At 69.0% G+C, this 24,174-nt stretch carries 24 protein-coding genes and 2 pseudogenes; 3 read left to right on the top strand and 23 right to left on the bottom strand.

The window, feature by feature from the left end; genetic code table 11:
• Nucleotides 1-156 precede the first annotated feature (156 nt).
• From ACZ7IB_RS45315 to ACZ7IB_RS45210, 22 genes and pseudogenes are all read right to left on the bottom strand, one after another.
• Nucleotides 157-960 (bottom strand): DUF3825 domain-containing protein, encoded by an 804-nt coding sequence (locus ACZ7IB_RS45315; RefSeq protein ID WP_470920944.1) that lies wholly within the window; start codon nucleotides 958-960, stop codon nucleotides 157-159.
• A gap of 261 nt (nucleotides 961-1,221) precedes the next feature.
• Nucleotides 1,222-1,788 (bottom strand): hypothetical protein, encoded by a 567-nt coding sequence (locus tag ACZ7IB_RS45310; protein WP_470920945.1) that lies wholly within the window; start codon nucleotides 1,786-1,788, stop codon nucleotides 1,222-1,224.
• Between the two features lie 58 nt (nucleotides 1,789-1,846).
• Nucleotides 1,847-1,999: pseudogene (locus tag ACZ7IB_RS45305) on the bottom strand (helix-turn-helix domain-containing protein); the annotation flags it as partial.
• Nucleotides 2,000-2,616: 617 nt separating this feature from the next.
• Nucleotides 2,617-3,933, bottom strand: a complete 1,317-nt coding sequence (locus tag ACZ7IB_RS45300; protein ID WP_470920942.1) for a hypothetical protein — start codon at nucleotides 3,931-3,933, stop codon at nucleotides 2,617-2,619.
• Between the two features lie 138 nt (nucleotides 3,934-4,071).
• Nucleotides 4,072-4,881, bottom strand: a complete 810-nt coding sequence (locus ACZ7IB_RS45295) for a helix-turn-helix domain-containing protein (protein ID WP_470920940.1) — start codon at nucleotides 4,879-4,881, stop codon at nucleotides 4,072-4,074.
• 59 nt (nucleotides 4,882-4,940) lie between these two features.
• Nucleotides 4,941-5,483, bottom strand: coding sequence for a GntR family transcriptional regulator (locus ACZ7IB_RS45290; protein WP_470920939.1), 543 nt, complete (start codon nucleotides 5,481-5,483; stop codon nucleotides 4,941-4,943).
• Nucleotides 5,480-6,655, bottom strand: coding sequence for a winged helix-turn-helix domain-containing protein (locus ACZ7IB_RS45285; RefSeq protein WP_470920937.1), 1,176 nt, complete (start codon nucleotides 6,653-6,655; stop codon nucleotides 5,480-5,482). The genes ACZ7IB_RS45290 and ACZ7IB_RS45285 overlap by 4 nt, the downstream gene beginning before the upstream one ends.
• Nucleotides 6,656-6,714: 59 nt before the next feature.
• Complete coding sequence (locus tag ACZ7IB_RS45280) at nucleotides 6,715-7,617, bottom strand: GntR family transcriptional regulator (RefSeq protein ID WP_470920935.1); 903 nt, start codon at nucleotides 7,615-7,617, stop codon at nucleotides 6,715-6,717.
• A 106-nt stretch (nucleotides 7,618-7,723) separates the two neighbouring features.
• Nucleotides 7,724-8,062, bottom strand: coding sequence for a hypothetical protein (locus ACZ7IB_RS45275; protein ID WP_470920934.1), 339 nt, complete (start codon nucleotides 8,060-8,062; stop codon nucleotides 7,724-7,726).
• Nucleotides 8,059-10,014: a hypothetical protein gene (locus tag ACZ7IB_RS45270; RefSeq protein WP_470920932.1), complete on the bottom strand. Its 1,956-nt coding sequence runs from the start codon at nucleotides 10,012-10,014 to the stop codon at nucleotides 8,059-8,061. The genes ACZ7IB_RS45275 and ACZ7IB_RS45270 overlap by 4 nt, the downstream gene beginning before the upstream one ends.
• Complete coding sequence (locus ACZ7IB_RS45265) at nucleotides 10,014-10,769, bottom strand: hypothetical protein (RefSeq protein WP_470920931.1); 756 nt, start codon at nucleotides 10,767-10,769, stop codon at nucleotides 10,014-10,016. The genes ACZ7IB_RS45270 and ACZ7IB_RS45265 overlap by 1 nt, the downstream gene beginning before the upstream one ends.
• The gene (locus tag ACZ7IB_RS45260) at nucleotides 10,762-11,625 is read right to left on the bottom strand and encodes a Scr1 family TA system antitoxin-like transcriptional regulator (protein ID WP_470920930.1); all 864 of its coding nucleotides are present in this window, start codon (nucleotides 11,623-11,625) and stop codon (nucleotides 10,762-10,764) included. Before ACZ7IB_RS45260 ends, ACZ7IB_RS45265 begins: the two co-directional genes overlap by 8 nt.
• Nucleotides 11,626-11,716: 91 nt before the next feature.
• Nucleotides 11,717-11,908 (bottom strand): DUF5999 family protein, encoded by a 192-nt coding sequence (locus ACZ7IB_RS45255; RefSeq protein WP_470920929.1) that lies wholly within the window; start codon nucleotides 11,906-11,908, stop codon nucleotides 11,717-11,719.
• 168 nt (nucleotides 11,909-12,076) lie between these two features.
• On the bottom strand, nucleotides 12,077-12,925 hold the full coding sequence (locus tag ACZ7IB_RS45250) for an SAM-dependent methyltransferase (protein ID WP_470920928.1): 849 nt from the start codon (nucleotides 12,923-12,925) through the stop codon (nucleotides 12,077-12,079).
• Complete coding sequence (locus ACZ7IB_RS45245) at nucleotides 12,922-14,157, bottom strand: cytochrome P450 family protein (protein ID WP_470920926.1); 1,236 nt, start codon at nucleotides 14,155-14,157, stop codon at nucleotides 12,922-12,924. The genes ACZ7IB_RS45250 and ACZ7IB_RS45245 overlap by 4 nt, the downstream gene beginning before the upstream one ends.
• A 21-nt stretch (nucleotides 14,158-14,178) precedes the next feature.
• Nucleotides 14,179-15,381 (bottom strand): cytochrome P450 family protein, encoded by a 1,203-nt coding sequence (locus ACZ7IB_RS45240; protein WP_470920924.1) that lies wholly within the window; start codon nucleotides 15,379-15,381, stop codon nucleotides 14,179-14,181.
• Nucleotides 15,378-15,929 carry a GTP-binding protein gene (locus tag ACZ7IB_RS45235; protein WP_470920923.1) on the bottom strand — a complete coding sequence of 184 codons (552 nt, stop codon included), beginning with the start codon at nucleotides 15,927-15,929 and terminating at the stop codon, nucleotides 15,378-15,380. Before ACZ7IB_RS45235 ends, ACZ7IB_RS45240 begins: the two co-directional genes overlap by 4 nt.
• Nucleotides 15,930-15,957: 28 nt before the next feature.
• The gene (locus tag ACZ7IB_RS45230) at nucleotides 15,958-16,287 is read right to left on the bottom strand and encodes a DUF742 domain-containing protein (RefSeq protein WP_390099575.1); all 330 of its coding nucleotides are present in this window, start codon (nucleotides 16,285-16,287) and stop codon (nucleotides 15,958-15,960) included.
• Between the two features lie 23 nt (nucleotides 16,288-16,310).
• A complete protein-coding gene (locus tag ACZ7IB_RS45225; RefSeq protein WP_470920921.1) occupies nucleotides 16,311-16,739 on the bottom strand; it encodes a roadblock/LC7 domain-containing protein in 429 nt (142 codons plus the stop codon).
• Nucleotides 16,736-18,079 carry an ATP-binding protein gene (locus ACZ7IB_RS45220; RefSeq protein ID WP_470920919.1) on the bottom strand — a complete coding sequence of 448 codons (1,344 nt, stop codon included), beginning with the start codon at nucleotides 18,077-18,079 and terminating at the stop codon, nucleotides 16,736-16,738. Before ACZ7IB_RS45220 ends, ACZ7IB_RS45225 begins: the two co-directional genes overlap by 4 nt.
• A gap of 77 nt (nucleotides 18,080-18,156) precedes the next feature.
• Nucleotides 18,157-18,408, bottom strand: a pseudogene (locus ACZ7IB_RS45215) (trehalase-like domain-containing protein); the annotation flags it as partial.
• Nucleotides 18,409-18,748: 340 nt separating this feature from the next.
• A complete protein-coding gene (locus ACZ7IB_RS45210) occupies nucleotides 18,749-19,219 on the bottom strand; it encodes a hypothetical protein (RefSeq protein ID WP_470920918.1) in 471 nt (156 codons plus the stop codon).
• Nucleotides 19,220-19,771: 552 nt separating this feature from the next.
• On the opposite strand from ACZ7IB_RS45210, the gene ACZ7IB_RS45205 reads away from it, so the two are divergent.
• Both ACZ7IB_RS45205 and ACZ7IB_RS45200 read left to right on the top strand, forming a co-directional pair.
• On the top strand, nucleotides 19,772-21,160 hold the full coding sequence (locus ACZ7IB_RS45205; RefSeq protein WP_470920916.1) for a tetratricopeptide repeat protein: 1,389 nt from the start codon (nucleotides 19,772-19,774) through the stop codon (nucleotides 21,158-21,160).
• A 75-nt stretch (nucleotides 21,161-21,235) separates the two neighbouring features.
• On the top strand, nucleotides 21,236-21,724 hold the full coding sequence (locus tag ACZ7IB_RS45200) for an SAM-dependent methyltransferase (protein ID WP_470920914.1): 489 nt from the start codon (nucleotides 21,236-21,238) through the stop codon (nucleotides 21,722-21,724).
• Nucleotides 21,725-21,894: 170 nt separating this feature from the next.
• On the opposite strand, the gene ACZ7IB_RS45195 is transcribed toward ACZ7IB_RS45200, so the two are convergent.
• A complete protein-coding gene (locus ACZ7IB_RS45195; protein ID WP_470920913.1) occupies nucleotides 21,895-22,506 on the bottom strand; it encodes a DUF6415 family natural product biosynthesis protein in 612 nt (203 codons plus the stop codon).
• A 961-nt stretch (nucleotides 22,507-23,467) separates the two neighbouring features.
• Between ACZ7IB_RS45195 and ACZ7IB_RS45190 the strand changes: the two genes are divergently transcribed.
• Entirely contained in the window at nucleotides 23,468-24,109 is a 642-nt protein-coding gene (locus ACZ7IB_RS45190) for a helix-turn-helix domain-containing protein (protein WP_470920911.1), read from the top strand.
• Nucleotides 24,110-24,174: the final 65 nt, after the last annotated feature.

Below are 24,174 nucleotides of genomic sequence, written 5' to 3'. Positions count from 1 at the left end.
ACAGCCAGTCCACTGTGCCGTCCCGGCAGACCAGGGCGGCGGTCTGCATGTCTCCGATGAGTGCGTAATCCTCGATGCGCCCGGCCACGTGCGTCCTCGATTCGTTGTGGGTGTGTGGTCATGGGGGAGCGGGTGTCGATGAGACAGGGGCCTGGTCTACATGGGGGGATTCAGCCAGTGCGCGGTCGGCCGGGTGACGAGCCGTGCGGCCTTGTAGGCGTCGGCGAGTGACACGATGGCGGTGCTGCGGTAGGCCATGTCGCCGCGGGATATCACCAGTGCCGCGTCCGGTGTTGCGGGGTTCGCCAGGTAGAGCGGCAGCAGAAGCTGTAGTTCTGCCTTGCCCGGCTGCCACGCGGGGACCGCTGTCCCTGGGTTGCGTTTCGCGATGTCGATGGCGCGGTTCACCGCACCCTCGAGCGCGAGTTCCAGACCGAGGGGGATCTCCCTGAGCGCGGCCGGGAACAGACCAGAAACCATGGGGGTGAACTGGCGGGCGACGAAGGTCACGGGCAGGTCCCAGTCCAAGACGTAGACGTGAGGGTCCTGCGAGTACGCGGCCGCTTGGGGGAGTTCGGTGTACGCGTCCAACTGAAGTGCGCCCGCCCCCCGCCAGCCGGCCAGGTACCAGTCCTGTCGGTCGGCCTGGCGGTTCGGCCGGAAGAGGCCGTAGATGTCTTCGTGCTGTGGCGTGACGAGCCGCGTGTTGAAAATGCACGTCTGGCTGTCGGAGCTTGGCACGACCGAGTCCGTGACCAGAGACTGCTCGAAGGTCCAGGTCACGTAGTGCTTGAGCACCGCGAGCGAACCCCGCTCGGCGGGCGAGAACCTGTCCCAGGGCTCATCCACGGCCATCCGGGCGAGCTCGTCGAACGAGTCCGCGGACCCGGTGCCCGCCTGCCGCTCCTCTGCGGGACGGACGTGGCCGAGATAGGCGAAGACGCTCAGCTGGCCGCGCATTGACGAGTTCCCCCTCCCGCCGAACGCGGAACTCCCGGCGCCGGAGGGCGTGCTGCCGGCGGGGAGGCTGTGCGGATAGCCGGAATCCGTAGCGGTGATCGACGGGGTGGTGCGCAAGGACACGACAGCCTTTCGAGGCGGAATGGGTGCGGTGTGGACTGCCGGGCGGATGCTCGCCCGGTCAGGCCGTGGTGAACAGGTGTGAACGGAGTCCGGGGCGGACTGCGCCGGCAAAGTGCCCGGCTGCCTCTTTCTTCTGCTTCACGTGTTCCTGACGGGTGGCGGGGTACCAGCGACGCCCGACAGCGCAGGCGCGTCCTGGACCAGGGCCCGGATACCGGATATCTCACGGGCCTCGTGCTGCAGCAGATGGGCCGTGCCGCCGTCGGCGGTCCGCACCGTGCGGACCGGTTCCCACGCGAGATGTTCCGACAGATGCAGGGCCAGCTGGGACGGGGCGACCCGCATCCGGACCCACGCGTGTCCGGTGCGGGCGGCCCGGTCGCTGGCCCACGACGTGATAACCCAGCTGAGCCGGTCCGCGGCCAGCGCCGGATCCGTGATTATCCGGACCAGGCCAACAGCACGCTGCGCCGCTTCGCGGGCAGTCCAGCCGTCATGGGGTGTCTGGTCGACGATCGTCGCCGTGGCGACGACCGCCCCGTCACAGGTCAGAACGAACGGCACTGCGGCCGCCGTCTCGGCCGCAGTAAGGGGGCAGTAGCGGATGAGGCCGATCCCTTTGTCCTCGGCCCACCGGACCCGTGCCCTCCACAGGGCGGTGACCGCCGGCCGGTCGTCCGGCAGCATCTCGCGTATCTCGTACACAACATTCCTTGGGAATTTCGCTCTGGACAGGGGTTGACGGGCGGGCCGCGTAGGCGACGAGGTGTGCGCGCGAGCGGGTGTCCAGCCTCTGCATGAGAAGGCGCAGCTTCTTCTTGACGCTCTCTTCGGTCTTGCCTGTGGAGCGGGCGATGTCAGCATTGGTGACGCCCCGTGCGACAAGGCGCACGATGTCGAGCTCGGCGGGAGACATCAGGTCACCAGGCCGGCTGAGCAGGCACCGGCGCTCGGAAGGGCAGACAGCGTTGAGGAGCTGGCTTCGCAGGTCCCTTGGGATGCGATATCCGCCCGCGGCCACGGTTGCCACCACATCGGCAAGAAGGGGGACTTCGGAGTGCCGGAGTATCGCGGAAACACCATGTGGAGCCACTGTGATAACGCCGTGCACGCTGATGCTGCGGATGACCAGGATGGTGCGGCCGCCGGGTGCTCCAATGTGCAGCTGCCGCAGGGCCAGTTGGCACGCGCCGTCCACGGCCTCAGTGGCGTGGACCGGATCCGGTGTGCTGAGTGAGGGTGCGTCAGTCGTATACCGCGGTGTGCACTGCGGCTGAGGAGGACGCTGATGTCGCGGTGAGCGGAACCGGTTCAGCTGACGGACACGGCGACGGCTGTCGTGGAGCTGGCAGACGGCCGGGGCGATGCCGGTGGACTGGGGCGGATAGGCATGTCGGGCTCTTTCATCATCCACGTTGTTTGGCTCTCTGGTGGTGCTTGATCGCACCAGCTCTGAGGGCGCAGGTTCGTAGCCGCCAGGTCCTGCCGAATGGGACGGCCAGAAGGCTCCGGCGATCGGCGAAATCCGGAACATCAGACTGCTCCCGCAGGCATCTGGACACGGGCGCGCTGCTGCTCCGCGGCGCCGGTAATGACTGAGAGGTGGTTTCGGATCTGCAGTACGTCGGAGTTGCTGCACAGCGACTCATAGGCGGCCAGGGCCTGGCCGAACCAGTCGGCCGCTTCCTGGGGCAGTCCGGCCTCTTTGGCGTTGAGGCCGAGAAACTTAACGGTCTGGGCCGCCCACATGTACGCACGGCAGGCCACGAACTCCTCGTAGGCGCCCTTGCCAAGGCGCAGAGATTCGCTGTAGTCCCCGCTCCGGGCCACAGCTCGCGACCACCATGCTTTCGCACGGGCGGCGTCGTACGGGTCGCCGGCCTCAGCGAGTGCCTGGTGCGCCTTCGCGAGCCGGGAGGCTGCGGAGGCAGGGTCGTCGCATGCCAGATCGAGCTTGCCGAGTTCGGTGTCAGTCAACCCCACCCCTCGCAGATCCTCGGCCGTGGCGCGCATCTGGCGCGCGGAGATCAGGCGCCGGCGAGATTGGGGATACCGTCCGAGCTCTCGGTACTGCACACCTTGCTCATGTCGTGACTGGGCCGTCATCTGAGTGTCGCCGGCCTTCTCGGCCATCGACTCCACGTCCCGGAACGCCTGCAGCGCCCGTGCGCGCTGGTCCGTGTGGCCGTATCCGAGGCCGAGTGTGTTCAGCAGCACCCGCCCTGCCGCGTGCTCTCCGCATCGCTGTGCCGATCTCACCGCGGCCTCGTGGGCCTCGATCCACCACGGATAGCGGCGGTAGTGTCGCCAGGCTGGCCACATCGCGTGAACCAGCTGCCAGACACAAGCGTGCAGGTCTGTCCGGGTCGCGGCCCGGACCGCGGTCATCAGATTGGGGAACTGGCTCTCCAGCCAGACCATTGCCTCGGGTTCCGACTCGAAGGAGAGCGGTACGGGCTGCGAGGCGGCCGTGTAGGTCCGGCGGAACTCGGCGTGGCTGGGCGTTATGAGCTGCTCGGCCGCGGAGGTAGTGGCGATCAGCCATTCCAGGGCCAGGTGCAAGACTTCCCGCTTGCTCTCCGGGTGCGCGGCGGCCCGGGCATGGGCAAGGACCTCATCGTGGTACACGAACACCCGTCCACGTCCGGGCTGCTCGTCCGCGCGTGTCAGGAGCTGGGCGTCGGCCAGAGCGGTCAACAGGTCCATGACGTCGGCATGGGCGCCGCCGCATACAGCAGCGGCGAGCGCGACGTCCACGTCCTTCACGGGCAGGAGCGCGAGGCGCTGGCAGGCGGTTGCGGCCTGGGACGGGAGGGACGCGTATGCGGCGTCGAGCGGCGGGTGGGACACGGTGCTCCTGTGCGGGGCGGTTATGGGCAGGGAAGCCTGGGCCCGGACAGATCCGGGGATCAGCGGTTCAGCGGTGCAGTGACGCGGCGACAACTACAGACAGCGGCGCTGCGATCAGGACGGTGAGCCGCAATGCGATCAGAGCGGTTCGGGGCATCGGGCGGCTCCGGTGTGCGCGTAGGCGCGACTGAGTTGCTCCTGCGCGGCGTACACGAGCAGCTCGCGTGAGGCCGCGGGTGTGGTGAGATCCCACGTATCGGATATGAGGGTGGACAGGCGCCTGTCCACCGGCAGGTAGAGGACAGCGTCGCGCTCCGGCCGGGCGAAGACCGGCCCGGCCGGCATACTGAGCTCGACCAGATGACCTCGCGGCGCGGCGATCCGACCGGGCACCACACGCACCTCACCAACGTCCAGGCCGAGGAGGTACTGCACCTGCTGCGCCATCACCTCGGGGGCGACGTGGTGAGTGTGGAGGACGTGCTCGTCCAGGACGAAGACCGTCTGCGGGGAGGGCAGCGGAGCGCCGGGAAGGGCGAACGGCGGGCATCCGACCGCGCGGGCGTACGCGGGGGTCTGCAGCGGCGGCGGAATCAGGGGGGTCGAGAGCCACCGCACCTCTCGCGCCTGCCGGGCGCATCCGGCCAGGCGCTGGTGGTGTCCCTCCGTCCAGTCCCTCGCTGCTCCCGCCACGTCCACCTCGTCCGGTGCGGCCAGGGGGTGGGTCAGTGTGCGCAGTGCTTGCGCGTCCTCGGGGCAGCGGTAGAGGTGGCACAGGCGGGAAATGGCTTCGGACGTGAGGCGGGCGTGGCCGGCCTCCATGGCCAGCAGGGTTTCCTCGCTCACGGCCAGAAGGGCAGCGGCTTGCTCGGGCAGGACGTAGCGGCGCTCACGCGCGTCGCGTAGATAGCCGCATGCAGCACGTACGGCTGGGTGTGTCAGAGCCATGGATATGCCGTCTCTGCCGGAGCGGGCGCCCCGGCCTGTGGTGTGGGATCGGATCAGGCTCACCGAGGGTCCCCGGCGGGCCGGTTCGGACTCTGCGCACGGCGTGGGGCGGGTTCGTGGGACGGCGATACGTGGTGAGGCACGGACTGGGACGCCGGGTACGTGACGTAGACGCCGGGGCCGTGAGGTCCCTGGTTGTCGTGGTGGACGAGGCCCTCAGCGATGAGCTGACGGCAGGCGCGGTGAGCGACCTGGCGGGCGGTCAGCCCGAATTGACGTGCGAGGATGCCGACCGGCAGGGCCTCGCCGTGCCGGTAGATCATGTTCAGGATCCGCTCCCGGATGATGGCGATCACTTCCGTGTCGTGCGGGTGTGGCAGGTTCGGCCGGAGGATCTGCCTGCCGTTCTGTGCCCGGGGCTCGTAGCAGATGAAGCCCAGATCGTTGAGTTGATGCAGAGCCGTCGTCACGTCTCCGAAGCTGAGGCCAGTCCCGTGGGCCAGGGACTGGACGCTGGGAAGAGTCGCTCCGGGCCTCAGGTATCGGACGAGGTGTTTGCGCACCCGGAGTGTGGCCGGCATGGGCGTGACAGGCGTGGTCACGAAGAGCTCCCTTCGCCAGGAAGAGCATCCTGAAGGTCGGTGACGGCGGTGCACAGCACGGTCAGACGCCACAGCCGTTCGCTGAGCGGCTCGGGCTGCGCGATGGTTACGCAGGCCAGGGCATAGGCGATCAGCGCCTGCACGTCCTGCTGCTCCTCCAGCGGCCGGGACTGGGCGAGGCGGCCGGCGAGGAGGGAGTAGTACCGCACCACCCCCGCTTGACGTTCTCTCACGGCCTCCAGTTGTCCGGGTGGCCATTCGATCAACCGCAGCCAGTGGTGGCGGGCTCGGTCCCGCGCCTCATCGCACTCCTGCCGGAGCCGGGTGCCGACCGGACCGGTGTGCTGGGGCAGCAGGCTGGCAGCGGGGCTGCCCGTAGCGGGATAGGGGTACTGGCGCAGCCTGGTTGCCGGCAGAGCGACGACTGGGGGCCGGAGGCGGCTGTGGATCAGGCCGGCCGCGTCGAGTTCCTTCAGGGCCGCTGACACGGTGGAGCGGCTGACGGCCAGGCGGCGTGCAAGGTCTGTGCGCGTCGGCAGCCGAGATCCAAGCGGGAAAGCGCCCGTGGCGATCAGCGCGCGCAGGAATTCGGCGACCATGCCTGCCGAGTGGCCAAGGTCTTCGGAGAGCCCACGCGCGATGCGCCACTTCATTCCGGCGCGCTGTGTCGTGCCCTCCACCGCCAGGTCGGTCAGCGCCATCGTCACATCCTCGAGCGGATACCCGCCTGCCTCGGCGAGCCGCTGCGCGGACAACAGGGTGTACGGGGCATATGACTGGGCAAGGAGCTGGCGGCGCAGCGCGTTGGCGACCTGGGTGACGGGGATCCGTGGTGGCAGGGTCGCCCGCAGATCCTTTAGTAACTGCCGTGCTTCGCGGGCGATTTCTGCGACGGCGGCCGCGTTTCCTGCAGCGGCCGCACGGGCTACGGGGCCCTGGAGGGTGGACAGCAGATCTGCCCACCGGGCGCTGTCGGTGGGCGATCCGGTTGCCTCCTCGGCCCGTTTGCGGGCGACGGGTATCCATGGCTCCACGATGGCGAGGATCCGTGCGGCCTCGGCGGTCACCTCGGCCGGTGAGCGAAGCGTGGTTGCGCGGCGTGAACCCGTCAGGTCACCCAGGGCCGCAGACAGGTCCTCCTCCAGCGGAGGGTCTGCCTCGGGACCGGGCACCGGAAGCCGTGAACGCAGGCAACTGTGTGGGGGCGCTGTAGGGCGGTGGTCGGCGGGAGTCACAGCATTCCTGTGGTGTGGTGTCGTGTGGGGCGGGAGGCAAGCTCGTCGGCCAGGTCCGCGAGCGCGGTGGCCAGGGTGGCGAACCGGAACAGCCGCTCGTGCAGGAGACCGTTGACGGGCTGGGTGGCGCAGGCCATGGCCCGGGCCGCAGCCGACCTCAGCCGCGGATACTCGCCCCTGGACCGGCCGTCCACCTGCTCGTAGGCGGCAAGAACAAGTCGGCGCAGGATGTCCCCCTGCCGTGTTTCCTGCACGGTCATCGCGTCGGCGGGCAGGCAGATGCCGCTGCGCCACCGCTCGTGGGCGGTGTCACGGCTGTCGCGGATGGCGCCCCGGTCGTACGAGGCTCCTGTTCGCTGCTGTTGCGGCAGTGCACGCAGCACGTCGGCGAATCCGGGCGGCCACGCGGCCCGGGAAGGGGCGGAGCGGGCGGGTGCCGGCACACGCGGGCGCAGGTTGCCGGGGAGGTGCAGGACGCCGTCGGCGGCCAGGAGGTGTAGAGCCCGGCTCACCGTGGCCGCATTGGTCAGGAGTACCTTCGCCAGGCCGGTCCGCAGGGGTAGTTCGGTGCCGGGAGGGTAGGCGCCGTGCTCGATCATCGCGGCGAGGAGACTGCGCGTGCGGTGGACGGCGTGGTCGCCGGGGCGGTGGTCGACCACCCGCCACCGGCCGTGGACAAGTCCTGTGCGGGCCAGCTGCTCCAGCGCGGGGCGGAGCTCGGCGGATGAGTTGCCGGTGATGCCGTGCAGTTCTGTCAAGGTGAGCCGGGTGCCGGGTACGTAGTGGCCGGCGGTGATCCGGTCCCGGATCGCCGTGACCACTGCGTCTGCCGGCGAAGTGCAGCGGGCGCCCTGCGAGGCAGGGGGCTGTCCGGCGGGAGGTGGGGCGGAGGGCGTCATGGGTGTTCCGATCAGCGAAAGGGGCGGAAGGTCGCGGCTGCGGTGATCGAGACGTAGACCGACAGCATGGTCAGGGCGTACGCGACCAGGAGTTTGCGGCTGGGCATCACAGCGGCCCCGTCATGGGCTGAGCGGCCGACCGGTGATGCTCGACGGCCTGTTCGAGAGCCTCATGGGAGGGCGCTGAGGCGGCAGCCTTGAGCGCCGAAGTGATCTTGTGCGACCTGTTGCGCGCGTGGTCGCATCTCACGCCGTCCTCGCCCGGACAGGCCGCCACGCGCCCTGCCGCAAACGTCAGTTCCACCAGGTGTCCGGGCGGTTGCGGAACCGGGTGTTTGTCTGTGACGACCTGGATCGTGGTACCGCTGTCCGCCATCCGCGTCAGGTGCGCCAGCTGTATGGCGCCTGCCACGAGGGCGGCCAGACAGTACTCCTGCCAGGTCATGCCGTCCTCCCGGCAGGCTGAAGGGCACGCGGGACCGCGTCCGGTTCGGGTGCGGCGGGTTCGTGCGGGCTGAGGATCCACGCGATCAACGTGGGGTCCCACAGCGGCCGGTGGGCGGGCACGGCCCAGTACGCGCCGTCGGCCGTGGCCCGGCGGCCGTACTCGGGCAGCCGCACCAGGCCACCGCGCGCCCACAACCGGCCCACCGCTCCGCGCCGTGCCGGCCCGACCACGCCTGCAGCGGTGACCAACACGGCCGTGTCCGAAGCTGACAACCCCAGTACGGGCCCCCACTGGCTCACATCGATGCGTTCCAGCAGAGCACGGCAGGTACCGGGTGAGATCCGGACGAAATCAAACACCTCTCCGGCCATGTGGACGCCGTTCGGACCGCTGTAGTCCTCCACGACTCCGGACGCGTGATCTCGCCGGTGGCCTGGGGGGACGAGGCCCAGAGCATCGCTCAGGGGTTGGGCCGTTCGACCGGGGCGCTGGGCGTGCGGAACTGCGGCCGGACAGGCAGCCGGATCCCACGGCTTCAGCTTGGCCTGCGCATCAAGGATGCGGCGCGCCCAGCCCTCGACGACGAGCTGACAGTCGGACAGGCCGGTGGCCCGCAGCTCGCCGAGGCATGCCTGCACTCGGTGCAGGGGCAGGCCCGTCATTGCTGCGATGCCGTGAGGCAGGCGGTCCTCGGGGACGTCCAGTACCAGCCCCCGCCACACGGTGAGGGCGTCGTCCGACACCTCCAACTCCACAGGCACCGTCTCCGACGGCAGCAGGAGCGCGCGACATGCCTTATGCGTCAAAACGCGCAGTGAACTGGTCCGGGCCGCCCGCAGGCAGCTGCGCAGATGCTTGCGAGCAGGGGCATCGCCGATGCGCATGTACACCCCTGCCTGCTCGACCGTGTGCCCCCGCACAGCGATCAGCGTCAGCAGTTCCTGCTCACGTCCGGTGAGCTTCATGGACGCGGATCCGGTACCGGCCCGGGGCCCGCCGCAAGACACGACCGGCCGATGCCCCGCCGGATCCAGCACCGTGGCCTCCTCATCCAGGACCCCGCTCGCCCAACCCTCGACCACCAGGAGGCAGTCCGACTTCCCCGTGCTCCGCAGCTGCTTCAGCTCTGCGGCGACCTCGCTGACCGGAAGGCCGGTCTGCCTGCCGATCGCATTCGGGAGATCAGCATTCGGTACGTCCAAGACCATTCCCCGCCACACCGCGGCCGCGGCGTCGGACACGTTTGGGGCCGGTGCCGGCTCGGGCGGGGCGAGTACCCCCGCACGCAGCGCCTCGTGCATGAGCGCCCGTCGGGACTCGACGCGAGCGGCCTGGACGCACTCACGCACGTGTGCGTAGACCGTGGCCCTGCTGATGCCCGTCCTGCGCGCGCACTGCTCGGCGCCCAGCCCGGAGGCAGTCAGCTCCAGGACCCAGAGTCGGATGGGGCCAAGATCCCATGGGATTCCGCTCCCGCCCTGACCGACCCGCACACCGGTGGGAGCCGTGCCTTCCAGCCCCGACAGCACACCGTGACGGAAGGCCAGCCGGATCAGCCCGTGCCAGGACGTCTCGTAATGCACGGCCAGCCGGTCCAGCACGGCGCGGACCTCGGCCAGTTCCGCACCGGCCGCGGTCGCGATCTCCGGAACCAAGGCCTGGTCCGGCACGTTCAGACGCAGCCCGGCCCACACCAGCTCCGTCAACGGATCCAGGTCGAGCACGCTGCCAGGTTCGGGATCGCCTGCCCGCCCACGGGCCTCGTGCGTGTACACCAGAGCCCGCAGCGTCTTCAGCTGCGCCTGGTCACACAGGTGGTTGGTATGAGCCTGTACCGAAGCGGCGCTGACGCCCAGCGCCTGAGCAGCCTCACCCTCCGAGGCACCGGCGGCAAACGCGTCGAGGACATCCGTCGGACGCAGTGTCAGGGCCCCCTTGCGTGCGGCCATCAGTGTTTCCCCTGCTGCACGGCGAGACGAGCAACGAATTCCCGGTCGGCAGGCGTGACCTTTTGCAGGTCGCACACGAGCCGGGTCGCAACCGCAGCCGACAGCGTCCGCTGGTCGGCCCAGAGCACCAGCTGCTCCGGCACGGCGGTTCCCCGGGGCGGCGGGTAGACAGTCGCGAACACCCCCACCAGCTCCGCCTCGCGCACCCACACCAGCTGCCGCCCCCGCTCATCAAGGACCGGGCACCAGTGCAGGGCACACCGGGCGCAGGACGGCGGCATGTCGGTAAGGCCGGTCACAGAGGTGCGTTCCCCGTTCTTCCGGAATACGGTCCGCACCCACAGCACCCCTTTCCCACGCGTGTGCGCGGCCTGCCCGCCGCAGCCCTGGCACCGCCGCCCGGCCATGCAATGGAACTGGCGCACCGCCGAAAGTCGGGACCCGTCGACCTTCCCGCCGGGGAAGCCCTCGGTCCGGGCGAGCAGAACATCGAAATCGGTGTAGCGGTCGTAGCGGTCCGGTACGCGGTAGGCGAGCCATCCGTCACGGCCTCTCACCAGATCCGGCTCCGGTGACGTCTCGCGCTCGGTCATGGCGATGTAGGGCATGTGCGTGGCCTGCAATGGGCCTGCCACGACCACGTCGTCGGCCGACTCGGGCGCTGCCGGCGCCAGCGGGTTTCGCATTGCTTTCCGTTCCAGGTGAAACATGAATGAAGATCGCGCCGGATCCGGCGCATCTGTCGGATCAGGCAAAGAAGCGTGAGGGCGGCGTCCCGTCGAGTGCCGCCTTTCGGGCGTGGAGGAGCAGTTCGCGCGACTTGGCCTCTGCAACGGACGTGTTGACAGCCCGGTCAAGAAGACGGCCGAATCGGGACTCCGCCGCCAGCCCGCTGTGATACGTCGTGCCCTCTGCCTCCTCAATGGCATAGAGGGCTATGCCGTCCGGCAGCGCGTACTCGGTGAGGGTGGCGGGCAGAGAGTTGATCTGGGCATCCAGCGGCAGAATCCGCAGTCGGATACGGCCCTGGTCCACAGCTGTGATGAGGTGCTGGATCTGGTCGGCAAAGACCGGTCCCCTCGATGCGCGGGCGAGGACCGACTCTTCCAGCACAACCATCGTGCCGCTGGCACCGATACTCTCGGGGCGGAGAATCTGGCGTTCGCCAGCGCGTAGGTCGATGAGGGCAGTCGGATACCCGGGGATCCGCAGGAACGCGGGGATGAGCCACATGCTGAAGAACCGGGCGGCATTGGACCGCTGTTCGACTGCCGCGAGGCGGTCCTCCCACCCCTCGTGCCCATCAACTGCCACATACGGGTACGGCGAAGGGAACCGCTCCTTCACGTACCACTCAGTCTCCGAGAGGAATCGGATGAACCCCTCATGCTCAGTGACCCCGTACGCGGACAGGAGTGCCGTGGCCTCGGAGGCGGACACTGCCCGGCCTGCCGACTCGATGCGGCTCATCGCCGAGTTCGACAAGCGGACCCGACCGCGGACCTCGGCGGCGGTCAGCTTGTTGTCCTCACGGAGGTAGCGCAGATAGTTACCTGTGATGACGCGTCCGGTCGGAGGGTCGGTCATGCCCAGGCTGCGACAGGTGCTCATGCCGCAGCCTCCGAACTGACGGCCTGGCTACCGCTGTCGGCACGATCCGGAGGTCGCTGATCCGAACGGCGCGATGGGAGAGCAGGGGTGGTCACGCCACAGCTCCCGCCAGCGCACGGTGCGGGGAAATGATCTGACCGTCGGGCAGCAGCTCGCCACTGTCGACGACCAGGACCCCGTTGCACAACAGGCTCCAGCCCTGTTCGTGACGGCGTGCGATCACACGGGCGGCCTCCCGGTCCGGGGATTCTACGGTGGGACACCGAGGCGTATGGCTACACATGACAGCCTTTCTGAGATGGGAGCTTCTGATCGGCACGGACGGGGTTCGGGCCGGCTGACACCGCCCTTACGAGTTGGTGTCAGCCGGGGCGCTGAGCTGTTCAACGCCCCCGGGGAAGCCGTGTCCGTGAGGAGTACCCGTCCTCGTGGGCACGGCTGGCCGGGGCGGTCAGTGGTGTGCGGGCTCCGGGTGGAGCAGGATGGCCGCGTAACCGCCGCTGTGGTGGTGCGGGACGGGTGCGCGGTATCGGGTCGGGTGGTACAGGCCCACCGGCACGATGCCGGGGGCACGGACGTGCCAGGGGCGGGTGGGCGCCTCTGTGAGATCGCGTATCTCCTCGGCGGTCCGCAGGCGTACGGGCAGTCCCGCCGCGCTGAAGCAGCGTGCTGCGGCCGCGGCTGATCCGTCACGGCACAGGTCGGCGGTGGAGTGGGTGAGCGAGAGGACACTGCCTGGCGGCGCTCCGTCAAGGATCGCTCCCACACTGGCGCGGGCGTCCGCATCGTCGGTGATCCAGGGCAGGACGTCGTGGAGCAGGAATCCTGCGGGCCGGGACGGGTCCAGGCCGTGAAGCGGCAGTTCACGCAGGATCTGGAGCATGTCCCGCAAGTCCGCGTGCATGAAGCGGTGCAGTCCCGGCCGGCTGCTCAGGAGCTGAGGTCCGTGTTCGATGACGTACGGGTCGCGGTCGACGTGGATGACCGTGGTATCCGGACCGGCGGACAGGGCGGTGTGGGGGAAGCGCGGGTTGAGGGTCGGCAGGCCGCTGCCCAGGTCGACGAACTGCCTGATCCCGGAGTCGCGGAGCATCGCTACCGTCTGGTGCGCGTACTGGCGGTTGATCTCAAGAGCCTTTTCGGCCCAGGGTGCTGCGTTGAGCAGGCGCATGCCCAGTCGGCGGTCTGCGGGGTGGTGGTGGCGTTCTCCACCGAGCAGCCAGTCCGTGATCCTGGCGGCCGACGGTGTTGTGCTGGGAATCGGGCCGCCCGTCGTGGCAGCGGGGGTGAGTGTTCTCATTGTGCGGCCCCCTGGGGGACGGTCTCCAGGACGACGTCGAGGCGGCTGGCTGTGTTGGAGATGAAGCTGGGCACCGGGGTGGGGTCGTCGCCGTCGGCCAGACGGACGTCCGGGTAGCGGCCGAAGAGCCTCGCGAGGGCGATCTCGCCCTCGGCGCGCGCCAGGGGTGCCCCGAGGCACAGGTGGGCGCCGTGTCCGAAGGCGAGGTGTTCCTTGTTCACGCGCAGGACGATGAACTGGTCGGCGTCCGTGCCGTACGTGTCCGGGTGACGGCCGGCCGCGCTGTAGCACGCGAGGATCGGCTCGCCGGCGGCGATGACGCTGCCGTCGGGGAGAGTGATGTCCTCGACCGGGTACCGCATCGGCAGGTTCGCGATGGGTGCGTCACGGCGGAGCGTCTCCTCGACGACGTCACTCCAGGCAGTGCCTTCCGCGCGGACGAGCCGGAGCTCGTCGGGGTGGGTGAGGACATTGCGGACCGCGTTGGTGATGAGCCCCACCGTGGTCTCGAACCCGGCGGTGATCATCAGCAGGAGCGTGTCGACGAGTTCCTTCTCGCTCAGTGCCTCGTTCTCGTCGTCGTGTGCGGCAACGAGAGCACTGGTCAGATCGTCTCCGGGCATCTCGCGTTTGAGCGCCACGAGGTCGCGCAGCAACGTGTAGAGCTCCGCCTGGCTGGCTTCTTGTTCTTTCCAGCTGTACGACGTCGAGAAGATCACATCGGCGAGGTGCCGGACCCGGTCGTGTTCCTGTTCAGGCAGCCCCATGAGCCGGCAGATGAAGAGGATCGGCAGGCGGCGGGCGAAGGCCGCGACCAGGTCCACCGGTTCACCGGGGCTGTGAGTGGCGTCGATGTCGTCGAGGAGCTGATCGGCTATCGACTCGATGACGGGGATCATGTCGCGGGTGCGCCGGGCGGTGAAGGCCGACTGGGCGAGCTTGCGCAGACGGCGGTGGTCCTGCCCGAATGCGGTGAACATGTTCTTGACGCTGACCCACAGCGCCAGGGGCCATGTGCCCTTCACACGCTCGAAGTCGGGCCAGTGAGCTCGCGCGTCCTTCGAGACCCGCGGGTCGGTGAGCAATTGCCGCAGCCACTCCGGGTCGGTGACCGCCCAGGCCTCGACGCCGAGCACGTCGACGCGGGTGAAGGGGCCGCGGCTCCTGAGCGCGGCATCCTCGCCGATGCGGTCGGGCGCCTGGGGATTCAGTGCGAAAACGCTGCTGTCCATGAGGTTCTCCTCCGTGCGTACTCAGTCGGGCAGAGGGGCAGTCGGTGCGAAGGAAACGGGCAGTGTGACCAGGGCCCGGTGGAAGGGGCCCGGCCGCCAGGTCAGTTCTTGGGCCGGGCAGGCGAGGTCCATCTCGGGTAGTGCGTCCAGCACGTAGGTGATGGCGGTCTCGGCAATGAGGTAGGCGTGGGAGCGTGCCGGGCAGGCGTGCGGGCCGGCACTCCAGGCCAGGTGGGCCCGGTCACCGGCCGTGGTGCCCAAGGCTGGGTCGTTGTTGCAGCCCGCCATGGAGATGACGACCGGGTCATTCGCAGGCAGCAGGTACCCGTCGAGGTCGACCGGGTAAGGCGGGTAGCTGATGCAGTAGTTGGCCAGCGGCGGATCCCAGTACAGGACAGTGTCCAGTGCCTGGCGGACGGTGGCGCCGCCAGCGTGCACGTCTCCGCAGAAGGCCTCGTCGGTCAGCACCTTGAGGATGGTGTTGGTGACCAGGTTGACCTGGGGCTCGATGCCGGCGCCGTAGAGGGTGACGAGCTGATGGGCCATTTCGGTGTCGTCGAGCCGGGCGGCATGCGCGATCAGACGGGAGGTGATGTCGTCGCCAGGCTGGACGCGCCGGAACGCGACCTGGTCGGCGACCGCTTGGGCGAGGATCTCGTTACCGCGGGCGGCGTTCACGCCGTCGAAGACTTGGGCCATGCCGTCGGTGATACGGCGTCCGATCGTGTCGGGGCAGCCCATCAGGTCGCTCAGGACACGGAAGGTGAGGGGCCAGGCGAACTGGGCGAGCAGATCGGCGTGGCCGTCCTTACGGAACCCTTCGATCAGGTCGTCGGCGGATTTCTCGACGAGGGCGAGCAGTGCGTGCTGGTCGACCGCCCCGAGCGCGGCGACGTTGGCGTCCCGGTAGCGGGCGCGTTCGGGCCCGGCAGAGCGCAGGGCGTTGGGCCGCCATTCCATCATCGGCCTGACCGGGCACGTGTCCGGGATCGTCTGCTGCCAGGTGCGGGGGTCGGCCGGGAACCGCACCTCGTCGTGCAGGATGAGCCGGGCCTGGTCGTAGCCGATGACGAGCGTCGCCGGCACACCGGGGGCGAGATCGACCGGGACGAGGGGGCCATGGGCCTGGCGCATGCGGGCGTAGGCGGCGTGTGGGTCGGCGGCGAACCCGGGTTCGTACATCGCGATACGGGCCGAGGACGCCTCGGAGGAGGGCAGGGTCATGGGGCGAGGCTCCAATGGGCGGAGTCGGCGGAGGTCAGGTGCTCGAAGACACTGATCAGGCTTTTTACGCTGGAGCGGCGGTCACGGGCGTCGCACGCGGTGAGCAGGACGTGGTCCTCCAGCGCGAGTGCCTGACGGATCTCGGCGTCCGGGTATGTGGGCGCGCCATCGAAGCAGTTGATCGCCACCGCGTACGGGACGCCCAGTTGGTCCAGCAGGCTGAGCGCGTCGTGGGAGGCGTTCAGGTCCCGGGTGTCGACCAGGACCAGGACGACCAGCGCTCCTTCGATCAGGTCCTCCCACATCGCACGGAACCTGATCTGCCCGGGCGTGCCGAATACATAGACGACGAGGTCGTCGCTGATGTGGAGGCGCCCGAAGTCGATCCCGACGGTGGTGTGGGTCTTGCCGGGGGTCTTGCTCAGGTCGTCCACCCCAGCACTGGCCTGGGTGATCGTCTCCTCCATGCGCAGTGGCTGCACCTCGGAGACGGCGCCGACGAAGGTCGTCTTGCCGACCCCGAACCCGCCCGCGATCGAGATCTTCAAAGACCGGATGGCGGTCGTGTGGACGGGTTCAGACCTTGGCGCGCAGTCCACGGAGCACCTCCTCCAAAATGTGGATGTCGGGCTGGTCGGGACGGGAGTTGATCGGAGTGGCCAGGTGGCCGCTGTCGAGCAGATCGGACACGATGATGCGGACCGTGGACGGCGGCAAGTCCAGACCGGCCGCGATGTCCACCACCCCGAGAGCTCCCCGCGCTCTACCGACCAGGGCCATCACCCGGCGGGAGTCCGCCGGCAGGGCCGCGTCCGGGGCGGCCGCGGCCCGCACCAGGGATTCCAGGCGGACGTCGGGCCGCGTGGGACGGACCCGCCCGTTGGTGCGGACGTAGGGTCTGACCATGTCCGGATCGTGCCGCGGGCCCGTCACCTCTCTGGTGCTTCCGTGACCGTTTGCCTGTCAGCGACCGTCATCTCGTCGTGGACGCGGTCGGCGAGCCGGAGCATTTCCTCGGTGATCGCTTCGACATCGACATCCAGGGCGGTGGTCTCCACCCCGAGCAGCATGTTGTGCCCGGCCCGCGTGACTAGGTACAGGCGGGCATCGGTTTCGATCACCACCTGGCGGACGCCGCCTCCGCCGGACACCTCGGCGTACGACAGCGCGGCTGCGCGGAGGGCCGCGGTGACCGCGGCGAGCTTCTCCGCCCCCTCCTGGCGCAGGGTGGCCGTCCGGGACGACAAAAGGCCGTCGCTGGAGATCAGGAGCGCGCCCTGGACGCCGGGGACGCCCGCGAGCTGTCGGTCGAGCAGCCAGCCGAGTGAGTTGGAGTGCGTGTCGGCGTATCCGGTCATGCGGGGTCCTTACCGTGCGTTGTGGGGGTTTGTCGGGCGCGCCGGGTGCCCGCGGCCCAGGCGGTGGCCACGCTGGAGCGGCCGGGCCGCGCCGGCTGCCCGTCACGGGCGGGCTGTTGCACTGCCTGCGCGGAGCGTGCTGGTGCGGTGCGCCGTACGGTCAGCCCGCTCGCCGTGGTGCCCGCAGGTGGCTCGGGCACCGCCCGCAGCACGGCCGGGACCTCCGGGCCCGGTGAATCGGGCGGCAGTTTGGTGAGCAGGTCCTTGGGGATGAAGACCGTTGCTCTGGTGCCCATGCGGGCGTTCGGCGCCTCTACTTCGACCCGGAACCCGTATTCGCGGGACAGGATCGCGGCCACCGGGAACCCGGTCCGTGGGTGCGCACCGAGGTGGGTGACATCCCCCGGCCGTTCGCCGGCCAGGATCTGCCGTGCCTCGACGAGCTGTTCAGGGCTCATCTGGAGTCCCGAATCATCGATGATCACAGTGACGCCGTGGTGGCCCTCCCGCAGCATGACGTCCACCGTCGTCGGCGAGTACCGCAGCGCGTTGTCGAGGAGAGCCGCGAGGGTGTGCACGACCGGACCGACTACGCGGCTGGTCACCGCAATATCGGACTCCTCGTGCCGGATCCGCTCGTACCCCTGCACGTACCCCATGGCCGCGCGCAGCACATCCGTCAGCGACGTGGCCGGCCAACGCCGCGTCAGCTTCCCGCCGCTGAGCACCACATAACTCTGGCCCGCGAGCAGCAGCTGGTGCCCCAGATGATCGATGCCCACCCACGCCGCGTAGTCGTCGTGTCCAGCGGGCCGCCGGATCCCCTCGCTGATCTGCTGGCTGACCTTGGAGGCGGTCGCCACCAGGGAGGACGCGACGCTCCGCACCGCCGCCCGGGTCGCCTCCTGCGAAGCCCGGCAGGCATCGTCCGCAGCGGCGCGAGCCTCCTCCCGGACCTCGGCAACCTGCGCGCTCGCAGCCAGCTGCGCGTCGTACTGCACCTGCCGGACAGCATGGGCCAGGGCCTCAGCCACGCCTTGCAGCCGGTCAGCCACCACCGACCCGACGATGCCCTCGGGCACGGACAAGTCGGCGCCGTGCCCCTGCCCGGCCCGCACGGATGCCGCCTGGAGCGCCGGAATCACGCCGGAGGCCAGCTCGCCGAGCACCCCCTCGACCGCCCACATCCGCTGCTCGGTCGCATCAGCATGCCGACGCAGCCGGTCCACCCGCCGCCGCTCCGCCCTCGCCCTTTCCCGGAAGTGCCACGCCGTGCCGCCGCCTGCCAGGGCCAGCGCCGACGGCACCACAGTGATGGCGTGCTGTATCAAAGTGGTCATGCGGCCATCACCGGCGCCGCCGCACGCCCCAGCTCGCCCACAGGGACGCCGCTCTCGACCAGGCCGACCAAGGAAGGTGTTTCGAGGATGAGGGAGTCACCGTGACAGCGGCGCTGGTCCGCGCACGGGGCCGGGACGCCCGGGGGAGTGGCGGGAGCGATGCGCCAGAATCCGTGGTCCCAGGTGCCGAGCATGCCAGCAAAGACGGCGGCCGAGTCGAAGTGCGGAAGACCATGCCAGTCGACCGAGCCGTCACGGCCGACCAGGGCGGCGGTCTGTATGTCTCCGATGAGCGCGTAGTCCTTGATACGCGCAGGGCAGCTGTTCATGATGTCCGATCTGTAGCGGGGGCCCTGGGGGCGGCGCGTGGTGGGGGCGGAGTGGATCGTTGGCCGGGGCGGCACGTCCCGGCCAGCGTCGAAAGAGGCCCTGGTGCGGAGCGGGAACCGGTGCGTGGCCGTGCGCCGAGGAGCACGACTGCTCCTATGGCGGCCGCGATCAGGCTGGTGAGGATCCCGCCGGTGAGGAACATCAGTGCCACGGAACGGATCCGGCGGTGATCAAGGCGAGAGCATCGCAAGGACGAAGGGCGAAGGGTGAAGACAGCGACGCGGGATTTGTCGCGGCTTGGGCGCCGGGGTTCTCCGTCGCCCGGGCGCGTGTGACTGCTCATGCATGGCACACATCCCGCACCGGCGAGACGGCCAACTGCCCCGCACCGCGGGCCAGACGAGAGCGCTGCAGACTGAGCGCCCCCTTCAACGCCACCGGATCAGTGGTCGCCATACGGGCACCGAGACTGAGCTGCTCCACCCAGACGCAGGACCGGCAGGACCGGCCGTAGCTCTGCCCGCACCTGATGGTCCTGACCGTGGTGTGACGGCTGCAGTCGGAGTAGTCGGAGTGCGGGGCGCCCCAGCTGTCAGCGGTACCGGACTTGACTGGAATCAGGAGTGTGGCGTGCTCGCGGCAACCCAGGTACGGACCGACCGCCTGCCTGGTCTCGACGAGGTGGGCGATCGCGTTCAGGCCTAAGGCCAGACCGACCCGGACCACGTCGAACACGTCCGGAAGGCTGGGATCCTCGCCGAAATGCACCATCACGGGGTGAAGAGGGCGAGTGCTCAGCAGGGGAGTCATCAGCTCTCCGGTCAGGACGGGACAGGCCCGTCGGGAGGTTTCGATCACGACGGCCGCCGGACGGCCCCAGTTCTGAGCAGGGCGTCCGACGCATCCGACCGAGGGGAGCGAGGCCGGAACCGTCGGTGGGCGCGGCTTTCGTTTGCTCACCGCTGTGAACCGGACAGGGCCGATGACTCGTCTGATCGAGCACCGACTTCGGCGCCGGCCGCCGCAGATGCACACACGACTGAAGGAAATCGTCCGCCGCGGTGCCTGCTCAACCATCTCCCGGGCGTGCCCCTTCCCGTGACCGCGGCTGGCCCGCGACGTGGCACCAGGCGATGCAGGGATGAAGCGGGAGGTCACTGAGCGAAGAAACACGTGATGCCTCCTTGGGGCGAATCGGATATCGGAAAGCGGCGAGCACCGTTGACGGATCACGTGAGGATGTGAACGCGCTCTGAAAACGGCTACGTTGAGGGAACCGTGAAACACCGTTGGTGGGCAGCCCCGGAGCGAGGGCAACCCCGTCAAAGGCGTCAAAGATCGTTTTGAGGTCAGGGATCGTCCATGGCTCGTACGCGCAACGAACCGCTGGCAGCTCGAATCGCGGAGACCGGCTGGTCGCAGGCGAAGACTGCCGCCGCCGTCCTCCGGGTCGCTCAGGAATCCGGAGCCACCGAGCTGTACGGCATCAGCCGGTCCCACATCGCCATGTGGGTCCAAGGGACGCGCCCCAGCGGCCCGGCGCCCCATATCCTCTGCGAGACGCTGACGCGGAAGCTCGGCCGCCCCATCACCCTGGGCGACGTCGGATTGACACCCGGCCCGCACCAGACTGCGGGTGACAGCTCCGACTGGAGCGCCAACACGCAGACCATGCTGGCCGAGTTGGGAAGAGACGACCTCGACATGCTGCACCGACGCCAAGTACTGGCCGGCACCGCTTACTCCGTGGCCGGGCTCGCCATCCCCAGCCCCGCGTGGTGGGAGCAGGCTCCCGACACGGTCACAGGACGCCCGGCGAACTCGCCCCGGACCGTGACCACAGCGGACATCGACGACATCCGCCAGACCACCACCTTCTTCTCCGCCCGCGACCAACAGCGAGGAGGCGCCGCCGGCCGCTCCGCACTCGCAGCGCACCTGAGCCTGGAGGTCGCCCCGATCCTCGCAAGGCGTTTCCCTGGCGAACAGATACGCCGCGACCTGTACTCCGCCGTCTCCGAGATGGCCTACCTCGCCGGATGGATGGCCTTCGACGCCTCCGAGCACCGACCCGCACAGCGCTACTTCACCCTTGCGGCGAAACTCGCCGCCGAAGCCGGCGACGGCCCCCTCGCCGGACACATCCTGCGCGCCATGGCGCACCAGGCCGTCGACCTCGGACACCCCCGCCAGGCCCTTGATCTCGCCTCCGCATCCATGGAACCGACACGCTACGGTCGGGCAAGCTGGCGAGAGAAAGCACTGCTCGGCATCGTCCACGCCCGAGCCCTGGCCGCCTCCGGCGACCGCAACGGCACCCTCGCAGCGATCAGCCGCGCCGAACGCGACCTCGGCCGCCACACCGGAGACGCCCCGGACCGGGTCAGCTTCTTCGCCGAGGCATCCCTGGCACACGAGACCGCCTGCGCCCTGCGCGACCTCGGCAACCCCCGCGACGCCGAGATCCACTTCCAGCGAAGCGTCGCCACCCGGCGCCGCCAGCTCTACGCCCGCACCCACAGCGTGACCCTGGGCTACCTCGGCGCCGTCCAGGTCCGCCAAGGCCGCCTTGATGAGGCATGCCACACCTGGACCCAGGCCCTGGACGCCATGACCGGCATCCACTCCGGCCGCACCCGCGACATCCTCGTGCGCATGCAGCAAGACCTCTCCCCGGTCCGTCAACGCGGAGGCCGCCACGTCGCCGAACTCGACCAGCGCTCCCGCGACATGCTGCGCACCATAGGCTGACCGGACCATGCGACCGGGTCTCCACTGCCATGCACCCACAGAACCGGCGGTGCCGGGGAGAGAAAGAGAACAACAGTGACAGCAGAAGAGCCGATCGAGATCACCCCGATCGCCACGGTGGTGGGCGGCCACACCGACGTCCTGGACGACTACCAGGGGGGAACCAAGGCGATCATCCGGCTCCACGACACCTACCCCGTCGAGACCCTCCAGGGCATCGAGGATTTCAGTCATCTGACGGTGACGTGGCACTTCCACCTCGCGCACCCCGAAGACGTGCAGCTCCACGCACGCAGCCCGCGCGGCAACAGTCGCTGGCCGGCGACGGGAACGTTCGTCCACCGCAACCACCGAAGGCCGAACCAGCTCGCAATCAGCTACCCGCGCCTGCTCGGTGTGGACGGCCGGGACCTCCTGGTCACCGACCTCGACGCGGTCGACGGCACCCCGGTAATCGACCTGGCACCCTACTTCGAGGAAATGGGACCCCACGGCCCTGCGCGTCAGCCTGCTTGGCCCGGCGAGATGCTCACGGACTACTGGGCCGACGCCAGCAGCCGGTAGCTCGCCCATGGTCCCCGAGGCGCGGTGCTTGCCCTTGAGCGCTGGTTGTCCCGACGAGGGCGGCGACAGCCGCTGGCTCAACCTCACCTCAGGACCTTGTGTCTGCGGCGAAATACCACGACAGGCTCGTGCTCCGGTCAGGACGGGTTGACCCCGTCGGAAGGAGTCGGTCACTGCTGCCGCCGGGCGGCCGTGGTATCGAGTGGGTGGTTCAGCCTGTTCACCGCCACCGCTTCCTGCCCGGAGCCCAGCGGCTCGGGCACGGTCCGCGGACCCTGCACCTCGGCGAGCGCCGTCTGCAACTGGTCGGCCAGCTTCCGCAGATGTACGCGCGATTTCAGGAAGTCGTCGACCGGCGGTGCCTGCTCGGCCACCTGCCGGGCCCGGTCCAATGCCTGAGTCCACGGTCCCGTCTGCGGCCCTTGGGCACTGAGTTGCATGAGGTGGCCGCGCAACCGGAGCAGGAGGTCCTGTACGTCCCGTTGCGTTTCCGGAACGGGGGCCGCGTCATCGAGTACCAGGGCGATGGTCTCTGCGGCGCACGCGACCGGCGACCGGACGACAGGGCTCGGCTCGTTTCTGCTCGGGAACCGGTCGTGCACCAGGCCGACGACACGCGCAACTTGTTCCAGCACACGCTGCCCCCACGAGCCCGTGCCCGGGCGGACGCCGAGAGGTCCCTCCGGGGCAGCGGCCACGGCCCACACCGTGCCGTGCCCCGCGCCGACGGCCGGCCGGTGGTTTCGCCCGTGCCCGGCGAAAGGCCAGGAACGATCAGACATGCGCATCCTCAATGCAACGTAGGAAGAAGGAAGAGGGGAAGAGCCACCGGGGCGGGTGAGGCTGGGCCGCAACCCGCGGAGGACGGCGTACGGACCGCCGCGCACCAGCCCCAGTGGCCGGTCTGAGGGGCTACGGCGTGCGGACCAGCCGCATCGGCGCCGGTGGCCGGTCTGTGAACTACGTAGCGCTGCGCGAGGCACGGCTGTGGCAGATTCCGTGTGGGGCAGGAAGCGGTGGACCTCGCGGAATGGGTCATGACGTCCCCCCGGGCAGCTCCGTTAGGTCGCTTACCCGGGCCAGCCAGCCAGGCCCGCCTTCGACCGGTCGTACCCATACTGAGTCCGCGCTGTATACGCCCCTGGCGGCCCGCACCACGACCTGACGGCCACGGGAGCATACGACCGAGTCCGGCGGGGGCCACCGCAGAGAGCCGTCGGGTGCGGGTTGGGTCGAAGGCATAGGCTCCGCTCCTCACCGGGCTGGGACATCCATCATTCGGCGGTGTACCACTACGCCGGTGAGGGCTTCACGTCTGCCAAGTTGGTCCGGCGAAGCCGCCGTGCCGAGATCTCCGGAATTCCGACCTTGAAGCAGCACGACCCCAAGGAACCGTGGCCGGATGAGGAGTCCGTTGAATCTGCAATCGACGTCATTTCCGAGTCGCTCATAGCTGCTGCCCTTCCACGAGCTGGGAGACATGGCGCAGGTGGAGGTCGGGGAAACGCACACCGAGGCTGTGTTACTACTCAGCGCATCCGGCCACCTCCTCCACCTGCTGGGGGTGCTGCTTGTTGGAGTATGAGCAGTGACCCGCTCTCCATGTAACGCTCACCACGGAAGTGTCCGCATGGGCGGCGTGCGAACAAAACGGCTCGCAGCGCTCCTCTTGTGCCGCCGTGTAACTTTCTTGGTGCTACATGCCGCAGGGCGCGGCGAGACCCGTCCCGAAGGAAGGCATCCATGACGAACAGGCCTGTCGGCGAAGGCGAGTCCGCGGTGCCGCTCGATAAGGCAGGCCCGACAGCCAGGCGTCGACAGTTGGGCTATCGCCTACTGGCACTACGTGAAGCGAGCGGTCTGAGCGCCGAAGCTGCTGGGCACCTGGCCGGCGTCTCGAAAGCGACAGTCAGCCGCTATGAGCGGGGGAAGGGCAACGTCCGCTGGAACCAGGTCGACCAGCTCTGCCGGGCCTACCAGGCACCTGACGACGAGCGGGAAGCATTGGTGACCCTTGCCCGGAACAGCAAGCCCTCCGACACATGGTGGGTCCCCTACGCAGGCAAGTTGCCCGATACGATGCGACTGCTTCTGGCCCTGGAAAACGAGGCTTCCCAGATCAAACACCATTCTGTAGGTGTGATCCCGGCTCTCCTCCAGACGCTGCCTTACGCGCAGGCCATCAAACCCACACCTGGCTTCGAGTTGCCAGTGGCAGACGTCGACGACTACCTGGCCCTGCGCATGAAGAGGCAAGAGATCCTGGACCGGCCATCACCACCCTCCTACCAGGTAGTGCTCGACGAGGCAGTAATCCGCCGAGCAGTAGGTGGACCGGAGGTCATGGCGACGCAACTAGGTTCTGTTCTTGGTTGTGATCAATAGGCTGGCGATCCAGATCGTTGTGGCGCGGAGGTGGACTCCGGCGAGGTAGCTCTCAGGAGTTTTGT

It is taken from the genome of Streptomyces sp. NPDC037301 (genome assembly GCF_055602785.1).
This window is presented reverse-complemented; position numbering and strand designations above follow the sequence as displayed.

Bases quoted from the DNA above. Each gene is read 5' to 3' on its own strand.
- ACZ7IB_RS45280 (WP_470920935.1), bottom strand. From the start codon at position 7,617: ATGACGCCCTCCGCCCCACCTCCCGCCGGACAGCCCCCTGCCTCGCAG.
- ACZ7IB_RS45245 (WP_470920926.1), bottom strand. From the start codon at position 14,157: ATGGACAGCAGCGTTTTCGCACTGAATCCCCAGGCGCCCGACCGCATC.
- ACZ7IB_RS45255 (WP_470920929.1), bottom strand. From the start codon at position 11,908: ATGTGTAGCCATACGCCTCGGTGTCCCACCGTAGAATCCCCGGACCGG.
- ACZ7IB_RS45205 (WP_470920916.1), top strand. From the start codon at position 19,772: ATGGCTCGTACGCGCAACGAACCGCTGGCAGCTCGAATCGCGGAGACC.
- ACZ7IB_RS45250 (WP_470920928.1), bottom strand. From the start codon at position 12,925: ATGAGAACACTCACCCCCGCTGCCACGACGGGCGGCCCGATTCCCAGC.
- ACZ7IB_RS45225 (WP_470920921.1), bottom strand. From the start codon at position 16,739: ATGACCGGATACGCCGACACGCACTCCAACTCACTCGGCTGGCTGCTC.
- ACZ7IB_RS45230 (WP_390099575.1), bottom strand. From the start codon at position 16,287: ATGGTCAGACCCTACGTCCGCACCAACGGGCGGGTCCGTCCCACGCGG.
- ACZ7IB_RS45275 (WP_470920934.1), bottom strand. From the start codon at position 8,062: ATGACCTGGCAGGAGTACTGTCTGGCCGCCCTCGTGGCAGGCGCCATA.
- ACZ7IB_RS45220 (WP_470920919.1), bottom strand. From the start codon at position 18,079: ATGACCACTTTGATACAGCACGCCATCACTGTGGTGCCGTCGGCGCTG.
- ACZ7IB_RS45270 (WP_470920932.1), bottom strand. From the start codon at position 10,014: ATGGCCGCACGCAAGGGGGCCCTGACACTGCGTCCGACGGATGTCCTC.
- ACZ7IB_RS45260 (WP_470920930.1), bottom strand. From the start codon at position 11,625: ATGAGCACCTGTCGCAGCCTGGGCATGACCGACCCTCCGACCGGACGC.
- ACZ7IB_RS45295 (WP_470920940.1), bottom strand. From the start codon at position 4,881: ATGGCTCTGACACACCCAGCCGTACGTGCTGCATGCGGCTATCTACGC.
- ACZ7IB_RS45195 (WP_470920913.1), bottom strand. From the start codon at position 22,506: ATGTCTGATCGTTCCTGGCCTTTCGCCGGGCACGGGCGAAACCACCGG.
- ACZ7IB_RS45240 (WP_470920924.1), bottom strand. From the start codon at position 15,381: ATGACCCTGCCCTCCTCCGAGGCGTCCTCGGCCCGTATCGCGATGTAC.
- ACZ7IB_RS45315 (WP_470920944.1), bottom strand. From the start codon at position 960: ATGCGCGGCCAGCTGAGCGTCTTCGCCTATCTCGGCCACGTCCGTCCC.
- ACZ7IB_RS45190 (WP_470920911.1), top strand. From the start codon at position 23,468: ATGACGAACAGGCCTGTCGGCGAAGGCGAGTCCGCGGTGCCGCTCGAT.
- ACZ7IB_RS45210 (WP_470920918.1), bottom strand. From the start codon at position 19,219: ATGACTCCCCTGCTGAGCACTCGCCCTCTTCACCCCGTGATGGTGCAT.